The sequence below is a fragment of the Shewanella sp. KCT genome (assembly GCF_007636505.1).
Classification (GTDB): Bacteria; Pseudomonadota; Gammaproteobacteria; order Enterobacterales; family Shewanellaceae; genus Shewanella; species Shewanella halotolerans.
Genome location: NZ_LVDJ01000006.1, coordinates 100,986 through 115,346 on the forward strand (window position 1 = coordinate 100,986; position 14,361 = coordinate 115,346).

A 14,361-nucleotide genomic window follows, 5' to 3' on the forward strand; every position below is an offset into this window, starting at 1 on the left:
AAAACGTTTAATAGACAATAGGTTATAATTTGATCCACAGGCTATCGCAAGCCAAGTCATAGTCCCGGCGCACACCAAGGAGTCGCAACATGCTAGTCACCTTTAAAACCAAGCACTATGCCAACATCACCCTGTTTGGCGATGTGGCCCAGACCTTCCTGAAGATACTCGGCCATAGCACCTCGGTGCCGGGGGCGATTCGCGCCGAAGAGGTTCCTGCCGCCCTCGCCCGCCTGCAACAGGCGGTCGCCAATGCACCAACTCAGCCCCCACAAACAGAAGATGACGAAGATGAAAAGGGCCCCTATGTGAGCCTGAGACAAAGAGCGCTGCCCCTCATCGAGTTATTCGAGTCGGCGGCCAAGAATAATGACAACGTGATGTGGGAATAATCTGTAATACGAAAATAGGCACACATAAAATCGGCTCGTGAATATCAGTTATCGAGCGTGAATGTCTCTTACCGAACCGATTTTATACTTTTTACTATATTCATGAACTCTTTATTTCCGCCTCAGAAATCCAGGTTATTTTTATTCAAAATCTCGCCGACAAAACAATCCTATATATCCCGCCTGTTTCCAACACAAATCAATTAACAACTAATCAACAAGTAAAACCCATCCAAATAAAAAAGCACCATTGAAAACTTAAACAAAATAATATTAATCAGTTATAACTCATTTACCTAAAACTTCCCAAACTCACTGCCACAGCTTAACCACAGGCAAGAGCCATTCTACTTATTTAGCTGTTTTTAAAGCAAAACAATCACAACAGAATGATTAGTCATTTTAGTCGAATAACTGAGCAAAATTTATTCACCACACTGCATAACTAACAGATGACACGCATATTTTTAAAATGTACAAAAACTGAGACATTTGTATAACTTTTGTTAAATAACACCTACTAATTGTCATAATAGGCTGTTAGTATGCTGTCGAGTTTTTAAACTAAGGATGGTTAAACGTAGCTAAAACCTACAATGAAAATTGGATTCAGATTACTCATTTTCGATTTACACTTTTATTATAAAAATAAGGTAAAACATGAAAATTAATAAACTGAGTATGGGGTTGTTGTTATCGCTAGCTTCGTCAATGAGCTATGCCGATGATGTTGAAGTTTACTTTAATCACGTGGTCAATCCACCGGCCGTTCAAGCCGACCTTGAACAGAAAATTATCCAGCTTATCGATTCCGCCAATAGTACCTTGTACATGGCAATCTATGATCTCGACCTGCCCGGTATCGCCAACGCCATGGTGGCCGCCAAACAACGCGGCGTCGATGTGAAGTTTGTCACCGACGAAGACAACATCGCCGGCGAGAATGACCAGGCCATCGCCATCTTAAATCAAGGCGGCGTCCCCTGGATCGACGATACCGAAAACGGTAGCGCAGGCTCCAAGATCCAGCACAACAAATTCATTGTCGTCGACGGCAAGAAGGTGCTCACCGGCAGCACCAACTTTAGTCAGTCCGGCGTGCATGGCGACCTGGATGCCCAGGGCAACCTGATCAGCGAAGGCAATGATAATCATATCGTTATCATCGACTCTAACCAGCTAGCAAGTGTCTACACCCACCAGTTCAACCTGATGTGGGGTGACGGTCAGGGCGGCGCCAAAGACTCACTCTTTGGCCTGGGTAAGCCTGATCACCAGCTGGAGACCGTCTACACCAACAACGACAATATCCGCATCGATGTGCAGTTCACCCCGCAGTCGCCAAGCGTCTACGTAGGCTCGACTCTGTACAACATGCAGCAATATATTCGTAATGCCCAGGATCGCATTCATCTGGCGCAGTTTGTTATTAGCGCCCAGGATGTGGCCGATGAGATGGAGCTGAGACACGATGCCGGCGTCGAGGTACAGGGCCTGGGCGATGCGTCTTTCTTCTCTCGCTACTACTCTGAATTTCAGGATATGTTGGGCATAGAGAAGCCTAACACCTCAGGCAATATCGAGGTGGACAGCTACACTGGCGCCGCCAACAACATCTGGGAAAACCCTGCCGATGTGCGTGTAGCCAAGTTAAATGGTGGCGATAAGTTTCATCATAAGTACATGATTATCGACGATTTGGTACTGACGGGGTCCCACAATATCAGTGGCGCCGCAGCCTTTGGTAACGACGAAAACATAGTGGTTATCCACGACGCCGAGACCGCCGCCGAGTTTGAGGGACACTTCAGCTACACCTATTGCGTAGCTGGCAATGGCACAGATTGCGCCAAGCCTGCCTATCAGGAAGGCACCTGGGAAGGCGTCTTCTTTAGCGCCAGCGAAGTGGGTGTGGTACTGGATATCGTCAACAACGCGACCCTGACCGAGCTGGATATCGACGCGGCTATGAACAAGACAGCCGCCAACAATATCATCGCCGCCAGGCCGATTGCCGACATGGATGCCCTGGCCGCAGTGTCTTACGTGGGTAACGCCGCTATGATAGATCTGAAAGACTATATCGTTCAGTGGCAGAGCAAGTAGTCACTCGCTAAAACATAAAAGGGCGGCCTATTTGGGCCGCCCTTTTTTATTCTTTCTTAAGGGACTTTGTAACTTTACCGTTTGTTTTGGCAGACGTTCCTAGGCGGTGACGCCGTAAAAATCATCTGCAAACGCCGCCCAAAGGGTTAACGGGTCAGACGCTCGATAATCGCCTTATGCTGTGGATAGGTGTCCAGCAGCGGCTGGCGCTCGAACAGCTCGAAGTCCTCGAAGGTAAAACCAGGCGACACCATGCAGCCCACCAGGGAAAAGCCAGGGTTATTCATGGCCGAGCCGAAGATACAGCCTTTAGGCACCAGAAACTGCGGCCGTTGACCTGCGGCCACGTCCAGCCCCAGCTCAGCCGTAGTCAGCTCACCCTCCCCATCGATCATATAGATGGTCAGTGGCTCGCCGCCATGGAAATACCACATCTCGTCGGCGGTCAGGCGATGAAAATGGGACACCTCGCCGGTGCGCAGCAGGAAATAGATGCTGGTCCACAGCTGACGCCTGTCATCGAAGGCCTCTTCCGCCCGGTAGGAGGAGCGATAATAGCCTCCTTCCACATGTTGCTCTAACTGCAATGCATTGATGAAATCTTCCGCGCGCTGCATAACTTCTCCCTCTTCATGTTCTAATCGACCCGGCTTTAGGATTCATGGCCTTGAGTTAATGGCCCTAGTCATTGGCTTCAAGTCATAGCTCCTAAGTCAATGGCCTAGCACTCTAACCTAGCTTGATGCGCCATGCTGTGACTCGAGCTAAGCAACTAGACAAGCACGTCGCATCATAGCCTAAATAAAAAAGCCCAGAGCATTATGCCTTGGGCTTTTCTTATCTTTAGTGTTTCGCAACTCAGTGCTTAGAGACGCCGTGACGCACCATCTCTTTGCCCTGCTCGAACACTTCATCTGTGATCCAACGGGCATGCAGGAGTTTATGATTCTTGTCGAACACGGCCACAAAATGGCGGCCATCGGCGTTATTGGTCGCCATCCCAACCCCTTCGACCCCTTCCAGTCCCAGGCCGCCGTTTTCTACCGCCAACAGGAAACTGGCAAGATCATCCAGGTTGTCGATAACCGTTTTATCATCACTCATGACTTTGCTTCTCATCTTCATCCGCCCGCAAACGGGCCTTACTCAATGTCGCGTACTCTACCCTGAGTGGCCCAAGATGTGAACCCATAGCCCCAGGCTTTCCCAGACCAAACAGCTTCTACCAACAAGGCTTGCGAGATTGAAACTTCATCCACACTGCGAGATGCCCCCTAAACAGACAAGCATAAAACCTTGCGTTCTGGTTCAACTCGGCCGCCATCTGCGTATAGCAGGCTAAAAGCGATTCTCGACCGTAAGCACTATGGAGTCCGTCTGATACTCCATATTAAGCGCATCCCATTTGGCCTCTGAGTAGGCATACTTGAGTCCCATCACCCACTCCTCTCCCAAGGCATAGCTTAGCCCGGCTTCCGCTGCGACCAGTTGATTACCGGACCAGGCCTGAAAACGTCCCATGGCATCGGCCGACAGCCCTCCACCGATATGATAACGGGTTCGCCCTTCGATAGAGGGCATGACCTCCAGGCTACCCTCATCGGCATACTGACCGCCGGTCAGATAGTCCACCTCCAGCTCGACCCAATAGGCATATAGACCGCCACCCAACTTGAAGTGCCAATCCCCCTGGGGCGCGAAGCGATAGAAATATTGCGACCCCAGGCTCCACTGCTTGAAAGCCAGATAGAGGGTGTCACCATCCTGATACTGCTTACCATCCAGCTCGAACTCCCCCGAGAGGGTGCCAAACAGGCGTGTCTCGTTAGGCGAAAGTTCGAGTTGTAGCGAGGTCTTACTTGAGTCTAAGTACTCGTACAAGAGATAGGAAAACGGCTGATGATCGTCCACCAGCTGACTATCTGGCAGCAGATCTTTCGCCCCTGCCATACCCAGAGAATCTGTCATGTTAAAGCCGAGATTAACGGCAAAGCGGTGACGCTTGGGGCCATGAACCGCAGGCTGAGCACGCTTCTCGGCGCGCGGGCCAGCTCGGCCATTCAGGGGCCCATCCAGGGGCATAGAGAGATTAAATTGCAGCCCGCCTTCATCATTGGGAAAGAGGGACACCGCCAAACCTTGGTTATCGTAGCGCTCGACGAAATACTGGTTCACCAGGATGGCAATGCCCGCACCACCGAGCACATCATCGGCGTAGTGCCGTCTGCCATGCACCCGACTGGCGGCCACTACACCGGCCCCCAGATAGGCGGGGATCCCCCAGCGGCTGCCATATCGCGACTGCAGAAAGGCGGCGCCAGAGAAGGCCCCGGCGGAATGGCCAGAGGGAAAAGACTTATAACTTCCACCCGCCACATTTGAGTTGGGTCGATAGCGCCCCACAGTGCTCTTGGTGGCCTCGACAATCAGTTGTGTCGTCAGCACAGAGAAGGTCAGCTGTTTAGCCCCCTCGAAGTCATCATAGAGCCAGGACGCCAGGTATCCGGTCGCCGGAATGGCAATCACCAATATATCTCCGGCCTCGACAAAACCATCGTCTATCGACTCATTGATGGCGTTATAGGGCGCCGCCATAGCGGCGAAGCTCAGGCTCGTTCCCAACACAGCACAGGCTTGTAGTCGCTTGGCTTTTAATGGCATGGCTTTTAATGGCGTGGCTTTTAATTGCATAGCTTTTAATCGCAAAGCTTTGATTGACATAGCTGACTCCCGGCAAAGCAGATACTTGCCCAAAGTGTAGATGCAAATGCTTAATCCTGTGGCTAATCACTAGCCCTGAGGCGCAAAATCGCTTAAAATGTCGCCGCCTAATTCATAGGCCAAGTATCTGATCACAAAAGCCCTTAGCAAGGAAATGGCTAAGGTTAACCACTTAAGGACGAGTCATGGACCCTATCTCCCAGCTGTTTGCCGCCTATCTGGAAATGGTCAGCAGCAACATTGTCGCCAGCTATGAAGATGCCGCCAACACCCGCCTTGTCAGCCAGCGTCTGGTGTATGAAGACACGGCCGTCGGCTTTCAACATCAGCTATGGCGTATCCGGGATCAGAGCGTCTGCGCCGACATCAAACAAGACGTCACCCAATATGCCTACTGCACCCGCAAGGCCAAGCGCATGTTTACCAGTCTATGTAAGCAGCTCTCCAGGCGTGACGATCTCAATCCGCACGGCAGACGCCTGTCGACCATGTACTGTAACGCCTCCCTCAGCTATAAGCCGATGATCGCCCACATAGGCGAGCCAAGCTTGCGCAGCGAGCAGCAAAGAGCGCAGAAACGCTGTAACGATTTGATCCTCAAGGCGATGCAAGACAAGAGCCCAGAGGTGCAGCAGCAAAAGGCAGCCGCCTGCGCCAGGGCTAACGGCTAACCACTCGGCTAACCGACACCCAAAAGCGAGCACCAAACAGCAAGCACAAAAAAGCGAGCACCAAGGCTCGCTTTTTTAACTCGCTATCTGTAACGCACAGTACTAAAGATTAAAGTCCGGCTTTAATTTTACGAGCCTGATGCAGCTTCTTGTAGCTCTCGATGAGACGCAGATGTGGCTCTATCCCTTCCAGTGCCATGCTGGTCTCGGTAAGGCCTGAGAAGCGCACTTCGCCGTTCACCGAACCAACCACCTGAGCCATCACCTCTTCACCAAACATGCGGGTAAAGTTACCGATGAAGTGTTCAAGCTCGAGCTCCTCATCCAGAGTCACCTCGAGCACCGCGCTCATCGCCTGGTAGAAGAGGCCGCGCTGAACCGTGTTGTCGTTGAACTGCAGGAAGTCTTCCACCAGCTCCAGCGCCTCTTCGTGTGCGCCCAACGCCAGATAGATGAGGATCTTCAGCTCGATAATGGTTAGCTGTCCCCAGACGGTGTTTTCGTCGAAGACGATGCCGATCAGGGTGCGGATATCCGTGTAGTTATCCAGCTGACTCTCTTCCAGACGATTGACCAGATCGGCAAGCTCATCATCGCTCAGTCTGTGCAGGTTGAGGATATCTTCACGATAGTCCAGCGCCTTGTTGGTGTTGTCCCAGATGAGGTCGTCCACAGGATAAACCTCAGAGTAATCTGGCACCAGGATGCGACAGGCAGACGCGCCAAGCTCTTCAAACTCGGCGACATAGACCTCCTTGCCCAGGCTCTCTAGGATGCCAAACAGCCCCTTGGCCTCCTCCTCGTTGGTGCCGGAGAAGTCCCACTCACAGAACGCATAGTCCGCCTTGTTGCTGAAGAAGCGCCAGGAGATCACCCCGGTCGAGTCGATAAAGTGCTCGACGAAGTTCTCCGGCTCGCTCACCGCCATGCTGTTAAAGGTCGGCTTAGGCACATCGTTAAGACCCTCGAAGCTGCGGCCCTGCAACAGCTCGGTCAGGCTGCGCTCCAGCGCCACCTCGAAGCTTGGGTGCGCACCGAAAGAGGCGAACACGCCGCCTGTCTTAGGGTTCATCAGGGTCACACACATCACGGGGAATTGACCGCCCAGGGAGGCATCTCTCACTACTACAGGGAAGCCTTGCTCCTCGAGTCCCTTGATACCGGCAAGAATACTAGGGTACTTCTCCAGCACGGCCATAGGCACATCGGGTAGCACTATCTCCTGCTCGATGATCTGACGCTTCACCGCGCGCTCGAAGATCTCCGACAAACACTGTACCTCGGCCTCCTGCAGGTTGTTGCCCGCACTCATGCCGTTACTGAGGAACAGGTTCTCAATCAGATTCGATGGGAAATAGACGGTCTCACCGTCCGAGCGGCGCTTGTAAGGTATGGTGCAGATGCCGCGATCTATGTTGCCCGAGTTGGTATCGATCAGATGCGAGCCGCAAAGCTCGCCATCCGGGTTATAGATCTCCAGGCTGTAGTCATCCAGCATGCCTTCAGGCAGCGAGTCGTCATCGGTGAGGGCGAACCACTTCTCGTTGGGGTAGTGCACAAACTCGCTATTTGCGATATCCAGGCCGAAGAACTGATCGTTGTAGAAGAAGTTGCAGTTCAGACGCTCTATAAACTCGCCCAGGGCCGAACAGAGGGCACTCTCCTTGCTCGCGCCTTTACCATTGGTGAAGCACATGGGCGAAGCCGCATCACGAATATGCAGCGACCAGACGTTGGGCACTATGTTACGCCAGGAGGAGATCTCTATCTTCATCCCGAGTCCGGCCAGGATCTCCGTCATGTTGGCGATAGTCTGCTCAAGCGGCAGATCTTTACCCAGAATATAGGTGCTGCTGTCGCCACCTGGCTGGCCCATCAACATGGCGTTGGCATCGGCGTCGAGGTTTTCTACCGTCTCAATCTTAAATTCTGGGCCTGTCTGCACCACCTTCTTCACGGTACAACGGTCGATGGAGCGCAGGATCCCCTCGCGATCTTTGTCTGAGATATCGTCGGGCAGCTCGACCTGGATCTGGAAGATCTGGTTATAGCGATCTTCCGGATCGACGATATTGTTCTGAGACAGACGAATGTTGTCGGTCGAGATATCGCGCGCCTTACAGTAGACCTTTACGAAATAGGCCGCACACAAGGCCGACGACGCCAGGAAATAATCAAAGGGGCTAGGCGCCGAGCCATCACCCTTGTAGCGGATCGGCTGATCGGCGGTGACGGTAAAATCGTCGAACTTGGCTTCGAGTCTTAGGTTATCGAGAAAATTAACTTTGATTTCCATGGGGTGGTTTCCACTGCGCGCCTGTACCCGTGGGCCAGCATGCTTTATTTGAAAATGAGACAATTGAGGGGAATTATCGGTGTTTTTGCCCCATTAGTCTTGGGTTAATTGCCGAAAAAGGCCAAATGAGCCGAATTAACCATCAGGGCGGCGAAGAAGCTGCGCCACCCAAGAGATCAAATTAGAGAATAGAGCAAGTTAGAGAAATCGTTAGGGAGAGCGGATTAAGGCAGCAGCTGGTTCTTCTGCCCCGTCTTGTGTTCATACATCAGGCTGTCGGCCCGCTCTATGATACTGTCCACATCATCGGTCTCGTGCAGCAGCTGGGTGCAGCCGAAGCTCAGGCTCCACTCCTTCCCCGTCTTGCCAAGCCCCATGACGCCATAGGCGGCCTGGATCCGCTCCATGATCTCGTTGGCGCAGCTGCCGTCGCAGTCCACGAAGACGATAAGAAACTCATCGCCACCGATGCGGGCGGCAAAGTCACCGTCACGGATCGACATGTTGATCACACTGGCCACGCCCTTGAGTAGATCGTCCCCCGCCTCATGACCGTGCAGATCATTGGTCTTCTTCAGATCATTCACGTCGATGAAGCTCACCGCCAGCTGCGCCTTTTGGCGTCGGCTGCGGCTGATGCTCTTACCCAGATACTCTATGATGGCGCTGCGGTTATACAGGCCAGTCAGGGCATCGTGGCGGGCATCGAAGGTAAGCTGACTAAACAGGCGTTGCTGCTCAACCTGAGCGCCAGCCAATTTATAGGCCAGGAAGATAAACATGGGTGACACCAACAAAAATGCAAAAATGGCGCTTTTGTTGAGATTCTGCTGAGCGGCCTCAATCGTAGTCTCGGGCACGAACATCACCAGATAGGCGCTCTCCTTATCCACTATGTTAAACAGTGAATGGGGCGCCAACTTGAAGCGGCTGAAATAGTACTCGCCATCGTCGGTCACCACCTTGCCCAGCTCCGACTGCTGCATGCGACGCCAGGCTGTAGGGTAGTCACTGTCAAAGCCCAGCTGCTCACGTTCGGGGAACATGAAACGCCACTCCTTGTCGGCCTGCTCTCCCTTGAGATAGAAACCTTTGCCGTTCAGCAGGTAAACCTTGTCACCTTCATGCACATTCAAATCGTCGATGATCTGCAAAAGATCTTTACCCTTATAGTTGATCACACCGGCGCCGATAAAATCCCCCGCCTTGCTGTAGATGGGCGTGGCAAAACGTATGGTGGGCTTGAGGGGCTGCTCTACCTCACCGTGCTCCACATTGAGATCGAACGGCGAGGCGTAGATCTCTTCGGGTTTTAGCCCGGTAAGCTCACGGAAATAGTAACGGTCCGCCTTATTCTGTAAGGCCTGGTCCGGCACCAGGTAGAGGCTGTTATCCCGCTGCTGGTCGATACGAATCACCTCATCGCCTTTATCATCGAGCAGGCGGAGCTGATCATAATGTTTATAGAGATTACCAATTTGGAACATCAGCGAGGTGAGATAGCGCTTGGCCTTAGGATCTTTCTCCTCCAGGGTCGAGACGGCCAGTTCGCTGTGAGCATAATAAGCCAGGTCAGTACCGACGATATTAAGCTCGGCCAGCAGGCTCGCCTGCATGTTGCCAAGCTCGGCATATTGGCGCATCTCTCGTTCGCGGGAGATATTGCTGCTAGTCATCAGATAGACAATTGCCAGTACGGCAGACAGGAATAGCAGGAGTAGCAGTGAATACACCATGCTCTTCTTGTATTTAGCGTAGGTCAGGTTAACTTCCTGAGAGGCATCTCTATCCATAATGGCGATATGTTTTACTCATCCAGATTCATTAAGACGGCCAGCCGAGCAGGCCTAATTCCGACACAGTATAAATTACCTTGCCTTTCAAAACCTTAACCTTGTACTAAAAACTAACTATTAAATTAAGCTTTTGCTAACTATATATAAGAATCGAACAATTAGCCGAGTTGACCTTGAGCAAGATAACGTTAAGGTGAAGGTAAGGACAAATTGGCAGGCTTAATTGTCCCGATTTTCGGCTTCGCGCTTAACCAGGATAAAGGTGAGATACATCTTGGTCGGCAAGGAGAGCACCATGCCGAAGGCCACACAGACGGCGCTGATGATAATCCCGGTCACCCCCATGGCCTCCATGGTTTCACTAAAGTTGTGCAGATAGATCCCCAGCAAAATCAGGCAGAGCCCGATGACGATACAGATCTTTAGCAGCCGAATCAGCTTAGCATCCGCCTCCTTTTCCTCTGTCACCCCTGCCTCCTGTAACTACATATCTAAACTGCCTAATATACTGACCACTTATGAAAGAAGTGGCATTGATGCAGATCAATTGGCTATCTCAAGGGAACTGCGGAAGCCTTTTTCTAGGCCTCTAGCCGCTGGGCACACAGAGGATAGAGCGACATCTGCCCCATCATATGAAGGTTTCGCTAGTCACCTGATTCGCTTCTATGGTCGCAAAGGTGTTGGCTGGGATAGGTTTCCACTTATCACTGGCCTTATCCAAAGGTTCCGAAACCACAACAATACTTCCCTGTGGCATCAACTCAAATTGATCATCAAAATCTTGGATGCACTCGGTATCCGACGAGTAAAACTGGGTCATCGCCTCCTCATTATGGGAAAACCTTAGGGTATAGAGCCTGTCACCATCGGAGAGTGCACAAGATAGATTCAACACTCCCTTAGGATTAACTCGCTCCAGGGCCTGCAGCACTCGCTCGACCATTTTTTGCAGCGCCAACTTAGGGTTTTCTTGCAAACCATAGGTGAGAGCCAACATGAAAAAGGTCTCGCTGTCGGTAGTTCCCCTCAGATAAGGGTACAACTCGGGTGCGATATCCAGCTGGAGTTCTCGGCGGATCTTCTCGAAATCACTGACATGACCATTGTGCTGAAACAGCCAGTTTTTAAATTGAAACGGGTGACAGTTAGTGCGCTGCACGTCGCCAGTGGTAGTGGCCCGAATGTGGGCAAAGAAAATATGCGACTCCACCTGATGGCAAAGATTTTTCAGATTCTCATCATGCCAGGCGGGTTTATCATCGCGAAACACGCCTGGCTCGGCACGTCGGTTATACCAGCCGATCCCAAAACCATCGCCATTGGTGCTGAGCAATACGCCCGCAGGGCTAATGTTCAACTCACTGTTTAGACTCTGCGCCACTAGCGAGTGACTCGGCTGTGTCACTAAGGTATCCAAAAAAATGGGGCGCCCCGAATAGGCTAGCCATCGGCACATAGCAGATCTTCCTCCCGCCGCACCCGGCTAGCCATTAACCTCTGATGTCGATAGAAGCCCTTGGCCTCGCTCAGGGTATAGTCGATGATGGCGGCGGCAATATTACAATTAGTCACGGTTTCCAGGCCCTGTTTACCGGTAAAGTCGGGGGAGACATTGATCTCCAGCAGCAGAGGCCCACGAGAAGAACGCACAAAGTCGACGCCAGCAATATTGACGCCTATGCTTTGGGTCGCCCTTAACACCACCAGCTCCTCTTCTGGTGTCAACTGCACGGCGGCCGAGTGAGCACCGAGAGAGACATTGGCTCTAAAGTCATCGTCCTGGGACTCCCTCTGCATCGCGGCAACCACCCTATCCCCCACCACAAACGCACGAATATCTTGCCCAGCAGCCTCGGCTATAAACTCCTGTATTTGATAGCTAACCCCAGCCAGAGAGAAGGTCTTACATAGGTTATCGACCTCCTTTTTAGTTTTAGCTAAAAATACTCCAGTACCCTCGGTGCTCTCGATCAACTTCACCACCAGCGGCAACTTTAGATGGCCGACCAGCGTCTCTAAATATTCTGGGGTATAGGCAATAGCAGTCGCCGGAAATGGCAAGTCCTTACTCAAGAGATATTGCAAACACTTAAGCTTGTCCCGACCCAGGCGCAGAGCCTCTGGCGATTCGCTGACATAGATCCCGGCACAGATAAATTGCTGCAAGATATTGATACCGAAATCGGTATAGGAAACATTTAACCTGGGGATCACAATATCAAACTGATTCGTAATAACTTCATTTTGATAGTAAATTTCTGGATTACTGGGGAGCAACTCAATACTAATTTGGCGCAGATCGAGCAGAAAGGCGTCATGTCCCTTGGCGCGAGCTACTTCAACCAATCTGTTGTCATCGTCGACCTGATTAGTTGTCAGGATAGCTATTTTCATAAGTCCTTCATTAATTTTTGAGTGAACAAATTTTCAACTTGTTTAAAAGTGTAGCAGCCTCTGCTCATATTGCCCCCGCCAATTTCCCCTCGGTAAGACAATAAAATGATTCGCCTCTTTTTCATTGATTTCACTTGAGAAGCCAGTGAGTTTTACTAAGGTAAATAGTTATAACTGATATTAAATTCGAGTTAGTAGGAGTGACTATGTGCGGGATTGCCGGAGAACTCTCTTTTACCACTAGCGCCAAGGTCGACCAGGTCGCCGCCATGCTGGATAAACTGGCGCCAAGGGGACCAGACGGACAGGGCCTCTATAGCCTAGGACCATGCTGTCTGGGCCATAGACGTTTAAAAATCATCGACCTGAGTGAACATGGCGCCCAGCCTATGGTCGACGCCGAACTCGGGCTTACCCTGGTATTCAACGGCTGTATATACAACTACCGCGCATTACGGGCCGAACTGTCTGAGTTGGGCTACCACTTTTTCTCCCACAGCGACAGCGAGGTAATACTCAAGGCCTATGCCCATTGGGGTCGCCAATGTGTCGAAAAATTCAATGGCATGTTTGCCTTTGCCATTCATGAGCGTGATACAGGACGACTCTTTATCGCCAGAGACAGGTTGGGCATCAAGCCTCTCTACTACTTCAATGATGGCCACAGTTTGGTATTTGCCTCCAGCTTACCCGCCCTCTTGCGTCATCCGGTCGCCGATACAGAGATAGACCCCCAGTCTCTCAACCACTATCTCTGTTTTCGCGCCATCGTCGGCGACAAAACCTTGTTTAAGCAGATCCATAAACTCGAGGCGGCACATTGGATGATGGTTAGCACCGACGGCCAGATAGACCGCCGCCCCTACTGGCGCCTCTCACCGGGATCCAGCCTAGAACAAGAGACAGAGGAGACCTGGTCTCAACAACTGGAACAAAAGCTGTTTGACAGCGCCAAGCGCCGTTTAGAAGCCGACGTACCTGTTGGAGTGCTCCTCTCCGGCGGCTTAGATTCATCATTGATCGTGGGCTTGTTGCACGAGCTGGGGCAAAAAGAGATCCATACCTTCTCTATCGGCTTTGATGATGTCGCAGATGAGCAAGGTAATGAATTCAAATACTCAGATCTGATCGCCGAGCATTACCAGACTCGACATCAAAAGATAGTGGTCAGTCATAGTGAGCTTATCTCTCATCTGCCCGACTGCGTGATGGCGATGTCTGAGCCCATGGTGTCTCACGATGTCATCGGCTTCTATCTGCTCTCTAAAACCGTTAGTCAACACGTCAAGGTAGTTCAGAGTGGTCAAGGGGCCGATGAGGTCTTTGGCGGTTATCACTGGTATCCTCCAATGGTCGACGCCACCGCGGAAGATGAGGCACAAACCTATCAAGACGCCTACTTCTCCTGGCAATATCCAGAATACCAGCAGCTGGTCGCCCAGCCACTTCTCGATGGCGATCATGCAGGCGATTACGTACAGCGTTACTTCGCCCATTGCCCGGCCGAAACTGCCATCGACAAGGCCCTGATGTTGGATACTCGGGTGATGTTAGTCGACGACCCTGTTAAGCGGGTCGATAACATGACCATGGCCTTCGGACTCGAAGCCAGAGTTCCCTTCTTAGACCATGAGCTGGTCGAACTGGCCAGTCGCATCCCCTTCGATCTCAAGCTCAAGGAGGGAGGCAAATACCTACTCAAACAGGTCGCCAGACGCATCATCCCCCATCAGGTGATAGACAGACCCAAGGGCTACTTTCCTGTGCCCGGGCTGCGTAACATGCAGGGGCCTTACCTGGCTCTCGCTAAAGAGGTCTTTGCCCGTCCACAGGCCAGAGCAAGGGGAATCTTCAATATGGACTATATCGACGCCATGCTCGCTAGCCCTGAGCAACAACTCACTCGCTTCGGCTCACGTCTGTGGCAGGTGACACTCTTAGAACTCTGGCTGCAGCTTCATCTAGACCATGAAAGCTAGCCT

General features: G+C 51.7%; 12 protein-coding genes. 4 read left to right on the top strand and 8 right to left on the bottom strand.

Translation table 11 applies throughout. From position 1 onward, the window contains the following. Window positions 1-89: 89 nt before the first annotated feature. Both AYI87_RS10535 and AYI87_RS10540 read left to right on the top strand, forming a co-directional pair. Window positions 90-392: a DUF1840 domain-containing protein gene (locus AYI87_RS10535; protein WP_144201905.1), complete on the top strand. Its 303-nt coding sequence runs from the start codon at window positions 90-92 to the stop codon at window positions 390-392. Between the two features lie 660 nt (window positions 393-1,052). Next, window positions 1,053-2,498 (top strand): phospholipase D-like domain-containing protein, encoded by a 1,446-nt coding sequence (locus AYI87_RS10540; RefSeq protein ID WP_144201907.1) that lies wholly within the window; start codon window positions 1,053-1,055, stop codon window positions 2,496-2,498. Between the two features lie 146 nt (window positions 2,499-2,644). Here the strand turns inward: AYI87_RS10540 and AYI87_RS10545 are convergent, their stop codons facing one another. The 3 genes from AYI87_RS10545 to AYI87_RS10555 all read right to left on the bottom strand — a co-directional run bounded on the left by AYI87_RS10545 (window position 2,645) and on the right by AYI87_RS10555 (window position 5,189). Then, window positions 2,645-3,115 carry a cupin domain-containing protein gene (locus tag AYI87_RS10545; RefSeq protein WP_144201909.1) on the bottom strand — a complete coding sequence of 157 codons (471 nt, stop codon included), beginning with the start codon at window positions 3,113-3,115 and terminating at the stop codon, window positions 2,645-2,647. 241 nt (window positions 3,116-3,356) lie between these two features. Further along, entirely contained in the window at window positions 3,357-3,602 is a 246-nt protein-coding gene (locus AYI87_RS10550) for a hypothetical protein (protein WP_144201911.1), read from the bottom strand. 234 nt (window positions 3,603-3,836) lie between these two features. Beyond that, complete coding sequence (locus AYI87_RS10555; protein ID WP_260865120.1) at window positions 3,837-5,189, bottom strand: phosphatase PAP2 family protein; 1,353 nt, start codon at window positions 5,187-5,189, stop codon at window positions 3,837-3,839. A gap of 215 nt (window positions 5,190-5,404) precedes the next feature. Between AYI87_RS10555 and AYI87_RS10560 the strand changes: the two genes are divergently transcribed. Further along, on the top strand, window positions 5,405-5,890 hold the full coding sequence (locus tag AYI87_RS10560) for a hypothetical protein (RefSeq protein WP_144201915.1): 486 nt from the start codon (window positions 5,405-5,407) through the stop codon (window positions 5,888-5,890). A 109-nt stretch (window positions 5,891-5,999) separates the two neighbouring features. Here the strand turns inward: AYI87_RS10560 and AYI87_RS10565 are convergent, their stop codons facing one another. The 5 genes from AYI87_RS10565 to AYI87_RS10585 form a co-directional block, all read right to left on the bottom strand. Next, entirely contained in the window at window positions 6,000-8,186 is a 2,187-nt protein-coding gene (locus tag AYI87_RS10565; protein ID WP_144201917.1) for an OsmC domain/YcaO domain-containing protein, read from the bottom strand. Window positions 8,187-8,410: 224 nt separating this feature from the next. Next, window positions 8,411-9,979: a sensor domain-containing diguanylate cyclase gene (locus tag AYI87_RS10570; protein WP_144201919.1), complete on the bottom strand. Its 1,569-nt coding sequence runs from the start codon at window positions 9,977-9,979 to the stop codon at window positions 8,411-8,413. A gap of 222 nt (window positions 9,980-10,201) precedes the next feature. Further along, the gene (locus tag AYI87_RS10575; RefSeq protein WP_144201921.1) at window positions 10,202-10,450 is read right to left on the bottom strand and encodes a hypothetical protein; all 249 of its coding nucleotides are present in this window, start codon (window positions 10,448-10,450) and stop codon (window positions 10,202-10,204) included. 163 nt (window positions 10,451-10,613) lie between these two features. Beyond that, entirely contained in the window at window positions 10,614-11,441 is an 828-nt protein-coding gene (locus tag AYI87_RS10580; RefSeq protein ID WP_144201923.1) for a class II glutamine amidotransferase, read from the bottom strand. Continuing rightward, window positions 11,426-12,379 (bottom strand): RimK family alpha-L-glutamate ligase, encoded by a 954-nt coding sequence (locus AYI87_RS10585; protein WP_144201925.1) that lies wholly within the window; start codon window positions 12,377-12,379, stop codon window positions 11,426-11,428. Before AYI87_RS10585 ends, AYI87_RS10580 begins: the two co-directional genes overlap by 16 nt. Before the next feature lie 206 nt (window positions 12,380-12,585). On the opposite strand from AYI87_RS10585, the gene AYI87_RS10590 reads away from it, so the two are divergent. Beyond that, window positions 12,586-14,358 (top strand): N-acetylglutaminylglutamine amidotransferase, encoded by a 1,773-nt coding sequence (locus AYI87_RS10590; RefSeq protein ID WP_144201927.1) that lies wholly within the window; start codon window positions 12,586-12,588, stop codon window positions 14,356-14,358. Window positions 14,359-14,361 lie beyond the last annotated feature (3 nt).

Excerpts from the sequence above, each read along its gene's own strand:
- AYI87_RS10540 (WP_144201907.1), top strand. The coding sequence starts at position 1,053 with ATGAAAATTAATAAACTGAGTATGGGGTTGTTGTTATCGCTAGCTTCG.
- AYI87_RS10590 (WP_144201927.1), top strand. The coding sequence starts at position 12,586 with ATGTGCGGGATTGCCGGAGAACTCTCTTTTACCACTAGCGCCAAGGTC.
- AYI87_RS10550 (WP_144201911.1), bottom strand. The coding sequence starts at position 3,602 with ATGAGTGATGATAAAACGGTTATCGACAACCTGGATGATCTTGCCAGT.
- AYI87_RS10585 (WP_144201925.1), bottom strand. The coding sequence starts at position 12,379 with ATGAAAATAGCTATCCTGACAACTAATCAGGTCGACGATGACAACAGA.
- AYI87_RS10565 (WP_144201917.1), bottom strand. The coding sequence starts at position 8,186 with ATGGAAATCAAAGTTAATTTTCTCGATAACCTAAGACTCGAAGCCAAG.
- AYI87_RS10580 (WP_144201923.1), bottom strand. The coding sequence starts at position 11,441 with ATGTGCCGATGGCTAGCCTATTCGGGGCGCCCCATTTTTTTGGATACC.
- AYI87_RS10560 (WP_144201915.1), top strand. The coding sequence starts at position 5,405 with ATGGACCCTATCTCCCAGCTGTTTGCCGCCTATCTGGAAATGGTCAGC.
- AYI87_RS10555 (WP_260865120.1), bottom strand. The coding sequence starts at position 5,189 with ATGCAATTAAAAGCCACGCCATTAAAAGCCATGCCATTAAAAGCCAAG.
- AYI87_RS10535 (WP_144201905.1), top strand. The coding sequence starts at position 90 with ATGCTAGTCACCTTTAAAACCAAGCACTATGCCAACATCACCCTGTTT.
- AYI87_RS10570 (WP_144201919.1), bottom strand. The coding sequence starts at position 9,979 with ATGGATAGAGATGCCTCTCAGGAAGTTAACCTGACCTACGCTAAATAC.
- AYI87_RS10545 (WP_144201909.1), bottom strand. The coding sequence starts at position 3,115 with ATGCAGCGCGCGGAAGATTTCATCAATGCATTGCAGTTAGAGCAACAT.